The following is a 12,241-nucleotide window of genomic DNA, read 5'->3' on the forward strand; positions in this document are numbered from 1 at the left end:
CGGTCTCTATGCTGGCATGAATCTGCGCACTCTCGGCCGATTTCGACGGCCGGGCAAGACTGAGGACGCTCACGCGCACGTCCGCCTGTCGTTTCAATCGCACGGCCTGTACCATTGGGCGATATACTATTTGCCAATAATCTGGCCATGGTCACCGGACTATCCTGTGCCAGACGAAATCGAACCCATGCCCGAACGTTTGCAATGAGCTCCGTCAGCGACCGCGCCCGCTTCCTGATCATCGACGACCACCCGCTGTTTCGCGAGGCGCTGCACAGCGCCGTGCAGATGGCCTATCCGGACGTCGACACGGTCGAGGCGCGCTCGATCGCGGAAGCGATCGAGCTTCTTGCCGACGCCAAGCCGTTCGATCTGGCGCTGCTCGATCTCAGCATGCCCGACGTGCATGGCTTCGAGGGGCTGTTGCAGCTGAGGACCCGCTACCCGCGGCTGCCGGTGGTGATCGTCTCAGGTTATGAGGAGCCGAAGATCATTTCCGAGGCGCTGTCCTATGGCGCGGCCGGCTTCATCCCGAAATCGGCGCGCAAGAGCGACCTCGCCGCCGCCATTCGCTCGGTGATGGAAGGCGCCGTCTACGTGCCGGAGAACTACGAGGGTCAGCCGCCGGACCCCGACAGCACCGACCGCGCCGACATGGTGCAGCGCCTGGCGAGGCTCACGCCGCAGCAGCTGAGGGTCCTGCAGATGCTGCGCCAGGGCATGCTCAACAAGCAGATCGCCTACGAGCTGCAGGTGGGCGAGACCACGGTGAAGGCGCATGTCTCGGAGATATTGCGCAAGCTCAACGTGTATAGCCGCACGCAGGCGGTGATCGAAGTGTCGAAGCTGGACAATGCGGAGCTGTTCAGGGATCAGGCTGGGTTTTAACCCTGCACTGCCACCGCAATTCCAATTTTAAGCTACCTTGGTATATCAAGGAGCTTCAGTCTCCGAACAGCCTCATCAATTGCTGACAGAAGTAAGTTTAGTTCGATACATACCTCCGGTGTGTTTTTTGTTTCGTAGAATTTTTCTCGGCCGTCTGATATGAACGAAAAAATTGAAACGTCTATTCTTTCGCGGGACTCCTCTTGACTAAGTATTAGTCCAAATTCCTTCGAAGGAAATCTAACCTCGGCCACTAAATTTTCGTATGACTCGTCGTCGATAACCGCAACCTCAAACGGCACTTCCTTTTCCATTTTGTCCTTCTCCGGCCGTCTAGTTCTCTGACTATCTAGCTGTTTGCAAAATCACTCACCACTGCGTGGATTTTTAGGAGCAGACGGCTTTCCCGCAACGTCGGCGCCGCCCCTCATCCGGCCGCCGCCTTCTCCCGTATGGTGACGGGGAGAAGGGACCAGAGATCCTAAGCCAGCAGATGCGCCAGCAGCGCGCGCAGCTGCGCGGGCTTCAGCGGCTTGCGCATCAGCTCTATGCCGGCGGCGCGCGCCGCCTTGGCGACGAGCTCTGACCCATCGGCGGTGACGATCAGCGCCGGCACCGGACGGCCGAGATAGTCGCGCACTTCGGCTATTGTCGCGGTGCCGAGGTCGCCACCGTCGAGATGCTGGTCGGCGATGACGATGTCGGGCACCCAGTCGGTGTCGCCCAGAAGATCGAGCGCGTCGTCGGTGGAGGTCGCTGCGCGCACCAGGCACTGCCAGCGTTCGAGCAGCGAAGTCATGGCGGAGAGCACGTCGGCGTCGTTCTCGACCAGCAAGACCTTGGTGCCGAAGAGGCCGTAGCCGCGCGGACGGTCCATGTCGGCGATGGCCGTCGCCGGTTCGGCTGCCATGCCGATCGGCACGTCGATGTGGAAGATGGTGCCGCGCCCAACCCTTGAGGAAAAGGTGACGGGATGGCCTAGTGCGGCCGCCATGCGGCGCACGATGGCGAGGCCCAGCCCCAGTCCGCCGGCCAATCCGCCGTCGGCAAGCGTCGAGGTGCCGCGATGGAACTCCTCGAACACCGCCTCGCGCTGGTCCTCGGCAATGCCGCAGCCGGTGTCGGCGACGTCGATGCGGATGGTATCGCCGCGGTGCCTGGTGCCGACCAGCACGCCGCCGGAGCGGGTGTAGCGCAGCGCGTTGGAGAGGATGTTCTGCAGGATGCGCCTGAGCAGCGTGCGGTCGGAGCGCACCACGACATTGACCGGCCGGAACTTCAGCGACAGGCCTTTTTTCTCAGCCTCGGGCTGGAAATCCGAGCGCAGCGAGGAAAACAGCGTTTCCAGGCTGACGTCTCCGATTTCGGGCTGCACAACGCCGGCGTCGAGCTTGGAGATGTCGAGCAGCGTGCGTAAGAGGTCTTCCATCGTCTCCAGCGAGCGCTCGACCTGGCGCACCAGCTTTTTGCCTTCCTCGCTGGTCTGGACCTCGGCCAGCGCCGAGACCGACAGATGCGCGGCGTTGAGCGGCTGCAGCACGTCGTGGCTGGCGGCGGCGAGGAACCTGGTCTTGGAGAGGTTCGCCAGCTCGGCGTTTTCCTTCGCCGCGCTGAGATCGATGTTCGATTGCTCGAGCCGGCGCAGCGTCGCGTGCAGTTCCTCGGTGCGGTTGCGCACCCGGTTTTCCAGCGAAATCGCGGTCTGGAACAGCGAGAAGGCGTTGCCCTGCTGGTCCATCGAGCGCTCGACGCGGCTGACAAGCGCCGCGTTGATCTTCTTCAGCCTGTCGACGTCGGCGATGTCGCGCAGCGGCATCTCGTTCACTCGGCCGCCTGGCGCTCGCCGAAGGCGATGCCGGTAAAGGTCTGGTTGAGGTGCATCGAGCGGTACTGCTCGCCATAGGTGCCGAAGCCGATGACCTTGTTGGTCCGGTAGAGCTCGGAGATATCGCGAAAAACCTGGCGATTGCGGGCGTCGAGCCGGCGCAGCACGCAGTCGAAGCCGAGGATCATATCGATGCCGCCCAGTCTGTGCTCGACATCCTGGAGGGCGCTGCGCGTCGCTTCCACCATGTTCTTCGGCTGGGCGATGGACAGAACCACGCCGTCGTCGATGGCGCAGAAGAAAGACAGCGAGCCGTCAGGGTGCATGCGCTGGATCGAGCGGCAGTAATATTCTCCGCCGACCTTCACCACGACGGGGTGCGAGGCAAAGCTCAGCGGCGTCAGCGTCTGCGGCAGGATGCCGACGGAGGCTGCGTATTCCTCCGCGGCGTTGGTGGCGTTGAATTCGCGCACGACGCGATGATCCGGGTCGGATGCCGTCACCACCAGCTTCTCGTCGGTCGGGATGAAATTGTCGGTCTTGAAGACGTGGAAGGGGATCTCGGTCGCGACCAGCACGACGATCGCGCTGTCCGAGGCGACCTTGCCGTTGGCGATCAGCCTGGTCGTCTCGAATTTGAGGTCGTCGCCGGCCGAGCCGCCGATCAGCGGGACGTCGTCCAGCCCCCAGTGGATGGCCGAGGTCACCGCTTCCTCGGCATAGGACAGCCCGTCGATGAAACAGAGCGCGAAAATCCCCTTGGAGCGGTCGTGGCCGATGCGCCCGCGCAGCAGGCGCCGCAACGCCACGACCTCGCCGGTGATACTGTCCATGCTGGACGAAGAGAGGTTTTCGACCATGGTGGAGACGGTTGAAAACGACGCCGAGGGCAAAAGCAGGGCAAGGATATGTCCTTCTTCCAGTCCCTGCGGCGTGATCTCGCCGGCGGTCGAGCAGCCGGCATAGGCGAGCGACGGCGCGTAGGCTTTCAGCGCCTGCGCCAGCGCCGCCGCGTCGACCAGGCCTTGGGAGAAGAACAGAAGCGCGAAGCCGGCGTCGACGATCGCCGCTTCGGCCGCGATGGCCCGGGCAAAGGCATTCGGGTCGGGCTCATCCGTGGTGAGCGCCGATAGGCCCGACGCATAGCGTGTGCTCGAACTGGCCAGCTACCTTCTCCGCAATTCCTCCAACGCGGTTTTATGCGTTTCTTTTCTTATGCGTGCCAGGCACGCTCCGCGTCGAGGGCATCTTTGCCCTCAATCGCTGATTTGGCAATGGGCCTGCAAGCGTGCCCCACAGCATGCCGGCCATGACCGAAAGTACAAGGAGCGGAGCGCTGGCAGCGCTGTTTTGCCCGTTGTACGCTACCCCAATAACGCACTGCCGAAGCACGGCATCGGCAAGTGATAACCAAGGTTAATACCCAGGGAGGTTGCATGTCGGACGTGTCGTTGACTGTGAATGGGAAGCGGGTCAGCGGGAGCGCCGAGGACCGAACGTTGCTGGTGCATTTCCTGCGGGAAAATCTGGGCCTCACCGGAACGCATGTCGGCTGCGATACGTCGCAATGCGGCGCCTGCGTCGTGCATGTCGATGGCCGGGCGGTGAAATCCTGCACGATGCTGGCCGTTCAGGCCTCAGGCTCGACCATCGTCACCATCGAAGGGCTGGCCGACGGCGCGGAGCTGCATCCGGTCCAGGCCGCGTTCAAGGAGCATCACGGCTTGCAATGCGGCTTCTGCACGCCAGGCATGATCATGACGGCAACCGATATGATCGCGCGTCATCCCGAAGGCCTCGACGAGGCGACGGTGCGCACCGAGCTCGAAGGCAATATCTGCCGCTGCACTGGCTACCACAACATCGTGAAGGCGATCCTCGCCGCATCGGAGACGATGGCGAAGGGCGCCAAGGGCAAGGCGAAGCAGGCAGCGTGAGGATCGAGCGAGTAGCGAAATAGTGAGTAGCGAATAGTCGATATTTTTCCGGCCGCTCTGCGCTCCACCAATTCACTACTCGCTATTGGCTACTCACTACTCGCTATTTTCGGGAGGAATTTCCTAATGGGTATCGAAGGCGTCGGCGCCCGCGTGGCGCGCAAGGAAGACAAGAGGTTCATCACCGGCGGCGGCCGTTACGTCGACGACATGGTGGTTCCCGGCATGAAGCATGCCGTGTTCGTGCGCAGCCCGCACGCGCATGCGCAGATCAAGAAGATCGACGTGAAAAAGGCTCAAGGCATGCCCGGCGTCGTCGGCGTGCTCACCGGCAAGGAGCTCAAGGCCGACGGCATCGGCAATTTGATCTGCGGCTGGATGATCCATTCCAAGGACGGCACGCCGATGAAGATGGGCGCCTGGTCGCCGCTCGCGGTCGACAAGGTGCGCTATGTCGGCGACGCGGTCGTCATCGTCGTCGCCGACACCAAGGGCCAGGCGCGCGACGCGGCGGAAGCGGTCGAGATCACCTACAAGGAACTGAAGGCCGTGGTCGACGCCACAAAGGCCATCCAACCGGGCGCGCCGCAGATCCATGCCGAGTCCGACAACAATCTGATCTTCGACTGGGAGATCGGCGACGCCAAGGCGACCGACGCGGCGATCAAGTCGGCGGCCCATGTCACGCGCATGAAGATCGTCAACAACCGGCTGGTGCCGAATGCCATGGAGCCAAGAGCTGCGCTCGGCCATTACGACAAGGCAGAGGACCACTATACCTGCTGGACGACATCACAGAATCCGCATGTCGCGCGGCTGGTGATGAGCGCCTTCTACAACGTCGCGCCCGAGAACAAGCTCAGGGTCATCGCGCCGGATGTCGGCGGCGGCTTCGGTTCCAAGATCTATATCTATCCCGAAGAGATCGTCTGCCTGTGGGCCTCGAAGAGGACCGGCGTCCCGGTCAAATGGGTGGCCGACCGCACCGAGAGCTTCCTGGCGGATGCGCATGGCCGCGACCACGTCTCGATGGTGGAGATGGCCTTCGACAAGGACAACCGGATCACCGGCCTCAAGGTCGACACGATAGCCAATATCGGCGCCTATATGTCGCTGTTCTCGTCCTGCGTGCCGACTTATCTCTATGCCACGCTGCTGTCGGGCCAGTACAACATCCCGGCGATCCACGCCAATGTGCGCACCGTCTACACCAACACCGCGCCGGTCGATGCCTATCGCGGGGCAGGGCGGCCGGAGGCCACCTATCTCCTGGAGCGGACGATGGAAACCGCCGCGCGCGAGCTCGGCGTGTCGCCGGCGGAATTGCGGCGCAAGAACTTCATCACCTCCTTCCCGCACCAGACGCCGGTGATCATGAACTATGACGCCGGCGATTATAACGCCTCGCTCGATGCGGCGATGAAGGCCGCCGACTATGCCGGCTTCACCAAACGCAAGGCGGATGCGGCCAAGCGCGGCAAGCTGCGCGGTATCGGCATGAGCTGCTATATCGAGGCCTGCGGCATCGCGCCGTCGGCGGCGGTCGGCTCGCTCGGCGCCGGCGTCGGCCTTTGGGAATCCGCAGAGGTGCGGGTGAATGCCGTCGGCACGATCGAGGTGCTGACAGGCTCGCACAGCCATGGCCAGGGCCATGAGACGACCTTTGCGCAACTGGTCAACCAGCGCTTCGGCGTGCCGATCGACTCGGTCTCGATCGTGCATGGCGATACCGACAAGGTGCAGATGGGCATGGGCACCTATGGCTCGCGCTCGGGCGCCGTCGGCATGTCGGCCATCGCCAAGGCGCTCGACAAGGTCGAGGCCAAGGCGAAGAAGATCGCGGCCCACCTGCTCGAAGCGGACGAGGGCGACATCGTCATCGAGAATGGCGAGGTCAAGGTCGCCGGCACCGACAAGAGCCTGCCCTGGTTCCAGGTGGCGCTTGCAGCTTATACCGCCCACAATCTGCCGGCCGGTATGGAGCCGGGCCTGAAGGAAACCGCCTTCTACGATCCGGCGAACTTCACCTTCCCGGCGGGCTGCTACATCAGCGAGGTCGAAATCGATCCGGAGACGGGTGTCACCGACATTATCCAGTTCGTCGCGGCGGATGATTTCGGCAACATCATCAATCCGATGATCGTCGAAGGCCAGGTGCATGGCGGCATCGCGCAAGGCATCGGGCAGGCGCTGCTCGAAGGCGCGCATTATGATGGCAACGGCCAGCTTCTGACGGCAAGCTATATGGACTACACGATGCCGCGCGCGGGCGACCTGCCGTCCTTCAAGGTCTCGACCTCGAACACGCCTTGTCCCAGCAATCCGCTCGGCATCAAGGGCTGCGGCGAGGCCGGCGCCATCGGCTCGCCGCCGGCGATCATCAATGCCATCACCGACGCGCTCGGCATCGTCGAAATCGCCATGCCGGCGTCGCCCGCGACGGTGTGGGCAGCGATCCGTGCCAAGAAGCATTGAAAAGCGAATAGCGAATAGGGAGTAGCGAATAGGGACAGAGAGCGGTGCGGGTGGAGCAATTCTATTCGCTACTCACTACTCCCTACTCGCTTTCTCCCAAAGGGAGAAAAAGACATGTACTCAGTCAACTATCACCGCGCCGCCTCGGTCGCCGATGCCGCCAAGCTGCTGAAAAGCGGCGACGCCAAGCTTCTCTCCGGCGGCATGACGCTGATCCCGGCCATGAAGACGCGGCTCGCGGCGCCGTCGGACCTTGTCGATGTCTCGCGGCTAAAGGAGCTTCAGGGCGTCAAGGTGTCCGGCAAGACGGTCACCATAGGTGCGGCGACCACGCATTACGATGTCTCGGCCGACGCGAATCTGAAGAAGGCCTGCCCGGCGCTTGCCCATATGGCATCGCTGATCGGCGATCCGGCGGTGCGCTACAAGGGTACGATCGGCGGCTCGATCGCCAACAACGATCCGGCGGCTGACTATCCGGCGGCATTGCTGGCGCTGGGCGCGACGATCGTCACCAACAAGCGCGAGATCGCTGCGGACAAATTCTTCAAGGGCCTGTTCGAGACGGCGCTGAAGGAGGGCGAGATCGTCACGGCGGTGAGCTTCACCGCTCCGGCCAAGGCGGCCTACCAGAAGTTCCGCAACCCGGCTTCGCGCTACGCCATCGTCGGCGTGTTCGTGGCCAAGGGCAAGGACGGGGTGAGGGCGGCGGTGACCGGGGCCGGCGAGGACGGTGTCTTCCGCTCCAAGGACATCGAGGCGGCGCTGGCGAAGAGCTTCGACGCCTCGGCGCTCGACGGCCTCAAAGTGCCGGCAAAGGGGCTGATGAGCGATATCCATGCCTCCGCCGACTACCGCGCCAATCTGATCGCGGTGATGGCCAAGCGCGCGGTGGCAGCCGCCAACGCCTGAAACGTTTTCAACCCGGATCAAGGGAAGGGGCCCGACGCGGCCCCTTTTCCTTTTGTATTCGCAACAACTTGGCGGGAATACCCGAGAATTCGCAGCTTCGCACTTGCACAATAATATCCCGCACTGCAAAATAAACGCGGCGGGAGACGAAGCGGGTTCCGGCACGGCGATCCCGTGCTGGCCTCGAGTTGCGAAAGACGGGCATGACCGACATCTCCGCGACCGCCGGTGCCTTGCCACGGGCCTCAGAAGACAAAGCGGCACGCGCAAGGCTGGCCTATCTCGACGGCTGGCGCGGCCTGTCGATCGCCCTGGTGCTGATCGGCCATTTCTTCCCGGTGCCGGGAATCAATCTCGGCGTGCTCGGCGTCGAGTTCTTCTTCGTGCTCAGCGGTCGGCTGATGGGCGAGATCCTGTTCATCGAGCGTTTTCCGCTGAAGAAATTCTTCAAGCGCCGCTTCTCGCGCATCTATCCGGCGCTTGTGGTGTTCGTGATTGCCGCCATGATCGGCCTCGCCGGGACCTTCATCATGTTCAAATGGAAGGCGGCGCTGACGGCGCTGACCTTCACCTATAATTACGCCGGCATCTTCATCACCCGCGCCGGCGCGCTTGACCATATCTGGTCGCTCTGCGTCGAGGAGCACTCCTATATCCTGCTGGCGCTGATCAGCGTGATGGTCACCGGCAGGGCGAATGTCGTGCGGCTTCTGGTCGTGCTGGCGCTGCTGGCAATGGCCAACGGCGCCATTTCGTATGGGCTTCTCGGCATGAGCTACGAGACCACCTACTGGCGCACCGATGTGCACATCGCCTCGATCCTGCTATCCGCCGCGATCTGCCTGCTCAAGGCCGACGGCCGCCTGCCGGCTTTCCTGAAGAGCCAGCATGTGGCGCTTGCAGCCGCAATTGCCGGCGTATTGCTGTTCCTCGATCCGGTGCCGACCCCGATCCACTATCTCGTCGCCGTGCCGCTGCTGGCGCTTGCCGTCAACACGCTTGACTTCGCCGGCGGCTACCTGACGGGGCTGCTGTCGTCGCGGCCGATGGTCATGCTCGGCCTGTGGTCCTACTCGCTCTATCTCTGGCAGCAGCCTTTCTACAAATTCGTCGATGAGCGCGGCAGCGTGCCGGTGCCGATGCTGGCGGCCGTGTTCGCCTGCGCGCTGGCGAGCTATTACATTGTCGAGAAACCGGCTCGCGGCTGGCTCAACCGCAACTGGTGAGGTCAGGCCTTGCCGTTCCTCCGAGCGGCGAGATAGCGGCGAAGTCCGGCTTCGCCGCGCGGCGTCGTCCAGCGATGGTTCCAGGCGAAGGCCGGTCTCAGCAGTGGCGCCAGCAGCTTGAGGATCGGCCTCTCGACGGTGACCTGCCAGACCAGGTCGACATGCGTGCCGCTTCCCAAAGGAGACAGCTCCGCCCGCCAGACTCCGTCGAAATCGCCGAAGGTTTTTACCACCACCAGCCGGCCGGGTATGAGCTCGGCAGCCTCGATGATAAAGTTCAGCTCATAGGGCAGGGCGCCGCGCGCTCTCGCCCTGGCGCGGGCGCCGACAACGCCCTTGCCCTTCTTGTCGAGCGGCTCCACCTCCTTATAGGCATCGCCCCACCAGAGCGGCAGCAGCTCCGCGTCCGACAGCACGTCCCACACTTCCTGGGGCGTGCCTTCAGGGATGTCCCAGCTTTCGTCGAAGCGGAAGACATTGCTCGGCATGATATAGCGCCCCCAGCCAGCGGAGCGGTTATATTAGCTTCGGCTTGTTCTTCTGGCCAGCAGCGTTCAAGTGCGTTCAGGCGGTGATGGGCTTCGCCCAATAGCGCACCGATTTCTTGCCGCCATGGATCACCGCATGGCCGACCTCGGCGAAGCCCAGCGCGGCGTGGAAGGCGTCGGAAGCCGGGTTGGGCGGATCGGCATTGACCTCGCAGGTGACGATCGTGTGGCCGGCGCGCCGGGCCTGTTCGAACAGATCCTCATAGAGGCGGCGGGCGTGGCCGCGGCCGCGCGCCGCGGCGGCGACCACCACGCGGTCGACATAGACGAAGCGCCGATAGCGCTCGCGGAACCAGAGGAAGTTCGGGCTGTCGTAATCTGCGTCCTGGTCGAAGCATAGGATGAAGGCTTCGAGCGCGCCGATGCGGCGGGTGTAGAAAGCCTCGCCGAGCAGGAATGAAAGCCGCTCCGGCTCGAGCCAGGACAGCTCCGCCGCATGCTCGTTGTTAAGCGCGAGGATGACGGCCTCGTCGGCGGGCGAGATCTGTTCGATCGGCAGCAACTCGTTGGTCATCATCTTGGCCATCAGGCTCTCGCGGCCGCAATCGTCGCCGCCACTAGGGCTTCGTCAGTCACCGTGTTGCGGTATTCGCGGTCAAGATCGGTGCCGCCCATGCCGACATTCGGGTTGCGGTAGCGCATGGCGCTCGGCACGTCCGCGAGTGCTGCAAAATGCATCTCGGTCAATCCGGTCCGCCTGCGTACCTCGCCGATGGTGTCGGGCCCCAGCGCGCCGCAGCCCAGGATAATGATGCGGGAGCCGGCCTGGCGAACAAGCTCAGCCAGAAGCTCCATGCCTTCGACGGCCGTGTCGCGCTGGCCGCTGGTCAGCACGCGGCCGACCTTGCAGCGGATCAGCGCCTCGAGCGCCTCGGCCGGGTCGCGCGTCATGTCGAAGGCGCGGTGGCAGGTGACGTTGAGCGGGCCGGCGGCCGCAACCAGCGCGCTCATGCGCACTTCGTCGATCGCACCGTCCGCGGTCAGGCAGCCGACGACGACACCGGCAACGCCGAGCTCGCGGAGCGCCTCGACATCGGCGAGCATCGAGCGGTATTCGGCCTCGCTGTAGAGGAAATCGCCACCGCGTGGGCGCACGATGACGTGGAAGGGAATGGTCGCGCTTTCGAGCGCGGCGCGCACCGTGCCGAGGCTCGGCGTGATGCCGCCCTCGATCAGGCTGGAGCAGAGCTCGACCCGGTCGGCGCCGGCGGCCTGCGCGGCAAGCAAACCGTCAATGCCTTCGACGCAGATCTCGATCAGGGGTTTTTGCGTGTCCGCCACCGTTTTCCATCCATGCTTTCGAGGAGATGTCCTGCCCTAGCATCGGGCGTGTCGCCGCGAAAGCCGCAACCATCGGTCCAGCCATCAGAGCCGCTTGACAATGCATAACTGCAAAGTTATGGGTAACTCATAACTGGAAAGTTATGTATTGATACTGGCCTATCGGCCGCACGAACCTGAGGAGACGGATGATGGAAGCAAGATTGAAGAACCCGGTAATGCTCATTCCCGGCGCGCTGCAGGCGCTCTTGGCGCTCGACAAATCGACCGAGGCCGGCGATGTGCCCTATGTCACGCGCAAGCTCATTCACCTGCGCGCCAGCCAGATCAACGCCTGCGCCGTCTGCGTCGACATGCATGCGCGCGAGCTGAAGAAGGCAGGCGAGAAGGACGAGCGGATCTTCGCTGTGTCCGCATGGCGCGAGACGCCTTATTTCACCGATGCCGAACGCGCCGCTCTTGCGCTCGCCGAGGCCGCGACGCGCCTGGCCGACCGTTCCGACGCGGTGCCGGACGATGTCTGGGACGAGGCCGCGCGCCACTATGACGACAAGGCGCTCGCCGCTTTGGTGATCCAGATCGCGCTGATCAACGCCTTCAACCGCCTCAACGCCACCACGCGGCAACCGGTGGGTGCCTGGGGGTAGGCACAAATGGGCCTCCGTCGAAGGGCCTTCTCGCCTTTAGCCCTACTGCTTCAGGATCGTGTTCTTGGCGCCTTGCTCGACCTGGTCGATCACCAGAAGCTTCACCGGATCGGCGCCTATGTTGGTGGCCTGGTGCCATTGCCCGATCATCTCGACGATGAAGTCGCCGGTCTTGTAGGTGTTGGCGGCACCGGTCTCGACATTGGTCACCTTGAGCGTGCCTTGCTCGACATAAGCATAGCGCGGGAAGGGGTGCTTGTGCACCGGGAGCGTCGTGCCCGGGGCGATCTGATAGGCAGAGACCTGAACCTCTACGTTTTTTTGCGGCAGCGTGATCGGCTGGCCGGACGCGGTCGTCGTCTTCGACGCCAGCGGCGTCACCACGACCGGCGTGTTCGAGCTGTCCAGCGCGCTCGCGCTGGTCGTGAAGAATGCCGCCGCCAAAAACAGCGCCGATGCCGTGATGTTACGCATGAGATTCCTCCAGAGATCGCCAGCTTGG

13 protein-coding genes are annotated in these 12,241 nt (G+C 63.4%); 6 read left to right on the forward strand and 7 right to left on the reverse strand.

Annotated elements, in window-relative coordinates; all coding sequences use genetic code 11:
* The first annotated feature begins 204 nt into the window (after window positions 1-204).
* Window positions 205-888, forward strand: a complete 684-nt coding sequence (locus EN862_RS07400) for a response regulator transcription factor (RefSeq protein WP_112127478.1) — start codon at window positions 205-207, stop codon at window positions 886-888.
* A gap of 32 nt (window positions 889-920) precedes the next feature.
* On the opposite strand, the gene EN862_RS07405 is transcribed toward EN862_RS07400, so the two are convergent.
* From EN862_RS07405 to EN862_RS07415, 3 genes are all read right to left on the reverse strand, one after another.
* Window positions 921-1,202, reverse strand: coding sequence for a hypothetical protein (locus EN862_RS07405; protein WP_127863480.1), 282 nt, complete (start codon window positions 1,200-1,202; stop codon window positions 921-923).
* A gap of 167 nt (window positions 1,203-1,369) precedes the next feature.
* On the reverse strand, window positions 1,370-2,704 hold the full coding sequence (locus EN862_RS07410; RefSeq protein ID WP_127864014.1) for a hybrid sensor histidine kinase/response regulator: 1,335 nt from the start codon (window positions 2,702-2,704) through the stop codon (window positions 1,370-1,372).
* Window positions 2,705-2,709: 5 nt separating this feature from the next.
* Window positions 2,710-3,879, reverse strand: coding sequence for an FIST N-terminal domain-containing protein (locus tag EN862_RS07415; protein ID WP_127863481.1), 1,170 nt, complete (start codon window positions 3,877-3,879; stop codon window positions 2,710-2,712).
* Between the two features lie 270 nt (window positions 3,880-4,149).
* Here EN862_RS07415 and EN862_RS07420 point away from each other — a divergent pair, with 270 nt between their 5' ends.
* The 4 genes from EN862_RS07420 (at window position 4,150) to EN862_RS07435 (ending at window position 9,263) form a co-directional block, all read left to right on the forward strand.
* Window positions 4,150-4,650 (forward strand): (2Fe-2S)-binding protein, encoded by a 501-nt coding sequence (locus tag EN862_RS07420; RefSeq protein ID WP_127863482.1) that lies wholly within the window; start codon window positions 4,150-4,152, stop codon window positions 4,648-4,650.
* 126 nt (window positions 4,651-4,776) lie between these two features.
* Window positions 4,777-7,125: a xanthine dehydrogenase family protein molybdopterin-binding subunit gene (locus EN862_RS07425; RefSeq protein ID WP_127863483.1), complete on the forward strand. Its 2,349-nt coding sequence runs from the start codon at window positions 4,777-4,779 to the stop codon at window positions 7,123-7,125.
* A gap of 114 nt (window positions 7,126-7,239) precedes the next feature.
* Window positions 7,240-8,037: a xanthine dehydrogenase family protein subunit M gene (locus EN862_RS07430; protein ID WP_127863484.1), complete on the forward strand. Its 798-nt coding sequence runs from the start codon at window positions 7,240-7,242 to the stop codon at window positions 8,035-8,037.
* A gap of 203 nt (window positions 8,038-8,240) precedes the next feature.
* Entirely contained in the window at window positions 8,241-9,263 is a 1,023-nt protein-coding gene (locus tag EN862_RS07435) for an acyltransferase (RefSeq protein WP_127863485.1), read from the forward strand.
* A 2-nt stretch (window positions 9,264-9,265) separates the two neighbouring features.
* On the opposite strand, the gene EN862_RS07440 is transcribed toward EN862_RS07435, so the two are convergent.
* From EN862_RS07440 to EN862_RS07450, 3 genes are all read right to left on the reverse strand, one after another.
* Window positions 9,266-9,751 carry an SRPBCC family protein gene (locus tag EN862_RS07440; protein WP_127863486.1) on the reverse strand — a complete coding sequence of 162 codons (486 nt, stop codon included), beginning with the start codon at window positions 9,749-9,751 and terminating at the stop codon, window positions 9,266-9,268.
* Between the two features lie 76 nt (window positions 9,752-9,827).
* Window positions 9,828-10,325, reverse strand: coding sequence for a GNAT family N-acetyltransferase (locus tag EN862_RS07445; RefSeq protein WP_127864015.1), 498 nt, complete (start codon window positions 10,323-10,325; stop codon window positions 9,828-9,830).
* 11 nt (window positions 10,326-10,336) lie between these two features.
* On the reverse strand, window positions 10,337-11,092 hold the full coding sequence (locus EN862_RS07450) for a copper homeostasis protein CutC (protein ID WP_127863487.1): 756 nt from the start codon (window positions 11,090-11,092) through the stop codon (window positions 10,337-10,339).
* Window positions 11,093-11,283: 191 nt separating this feature from the next.
* Between EN862_RS07450 and EN862_RS07455 the strand changes: the two genes are divergently transcribed.
* Window positions 11,284-11,739: a carboxymuconolactone decarboxylase family protein gene (locus tag EN862_RS07455; protein WP_073985823.1), complete on the forward strand. Its 456-nt coding sequence runs from the start codon at window positions 11,284-11,286 to the stop codon at window positions 11,737-11,739.
* Window positions 11,740-11,781: 42 nt separating this feature from the next.
* Here EN862_RS07455 and EN862_RS07460 read toward each other — a convergent pair whose 3' ends face one another.
* Entirely contained in the window at window positions 11,782-12,213 is a 432-nt protein-coding gene (locus EN862_RS07460; protein ID WP_127863488.1) for a cupin domain-containing protein, read from the reverse strand.
* Window positions 12,214-12,241: the final 28 nt, after the last annotated feature.

Source organism: Mesorhizobium sp. M2E.F.Ca.ET.219.01.1.1 (assembly GCF_004016445.2).
Taxonomy (GTDB): Bacteria; Pseudomonadota; Alphaproteobacteria; order Rhizobiales; family Rhizobiaceae; genus Mesorhizobium.

What these genes read in the sequence shown, in the direction of transcription:
- EN862_RS07440 (WP_127863486.1), bottom strand. Translation starts at nt 9,751, where the DNA reads ATGCCGAGCAATGTCTTCCGCTTCGACGAAAGCTGGGACATCCCTGAA.
- EN862_RS07460 (WP_127863488.1), bottom strand. Translation starts at nt 12,213, where the DNA reads ATGCGTAACATCACGGCATCGGCGCTGTTTTTGGCGGCGGCATTCTTC.
- EN862_RS07455 (WP_073985823.1), top strand. Translation starts at nt 11,284, where the DNA reads ATGGAAGCAAGATTGAAGAACCCGGTAATGCTCATTCCCGGCGCGCTG.
- EN862_RS07445 (WP_127864015.1), bottom strand. Translation starts at nt 10,325, where the DNA reads ATGACCAACGAGTTGCTGCCGATCGAACAGATCTCGCCCGCCGACGAG.
- EN862_RS07430 (WP_127863484.1), top strand. Translation starts at nt 7,240, where the DNA reads ATGTACTCAGTCAACTATCACCGCGCCGCCTCGGTCGCCGATGCCGCC.
- EN862_RS07425 (WP_127863483.1), top strand. Translation starts at nt 4,777, where the DNA reads ATGGGTATCGAAGGCGTCGGCGCCCGCGTGGCGCGCAAGGAAGACAAG.
- EN862_RS07400 (WP_112127478.1), top strand. Translation starts at nt 205, where the DNA reads ATGAGCTCCGTCAGCGACCGCGCCCGCTTCCTGATCATCGACGACCAC.
- EN862_RS07405 (WP_127863480.1), bottom strand. Translation starts at nt 1,202, where the DNA reads ATGGAAAAGGAAGTGCCGTTTGAGGTTGCGGTTATCGACGACGAGTCA.
- EN862_RS07410 (WP_127864014.1), bottom strand. Translation starts at nt 2,704, where the DNA reads ATGCCGCTGCGCGACATCGCCGACGTCGACAGGCTGAAGAAGATCAAC.
- EN862_RS07435 (WP_127863485.1), top strand. Translation starts at nt 8,241, where the DNA reads ATGACCGACATCTCCGCGACCGCCGGTGCCTTGCCACGGGCCTCAGAA.
- EN862_RS07420 (WP_127863482.1), top strand. Translation starts at nt 4,150, where the DNA reads ATGTCGGACGTGTCGTTGACTGTGAATGGGAAGCGGGTCAGCGGGAGC.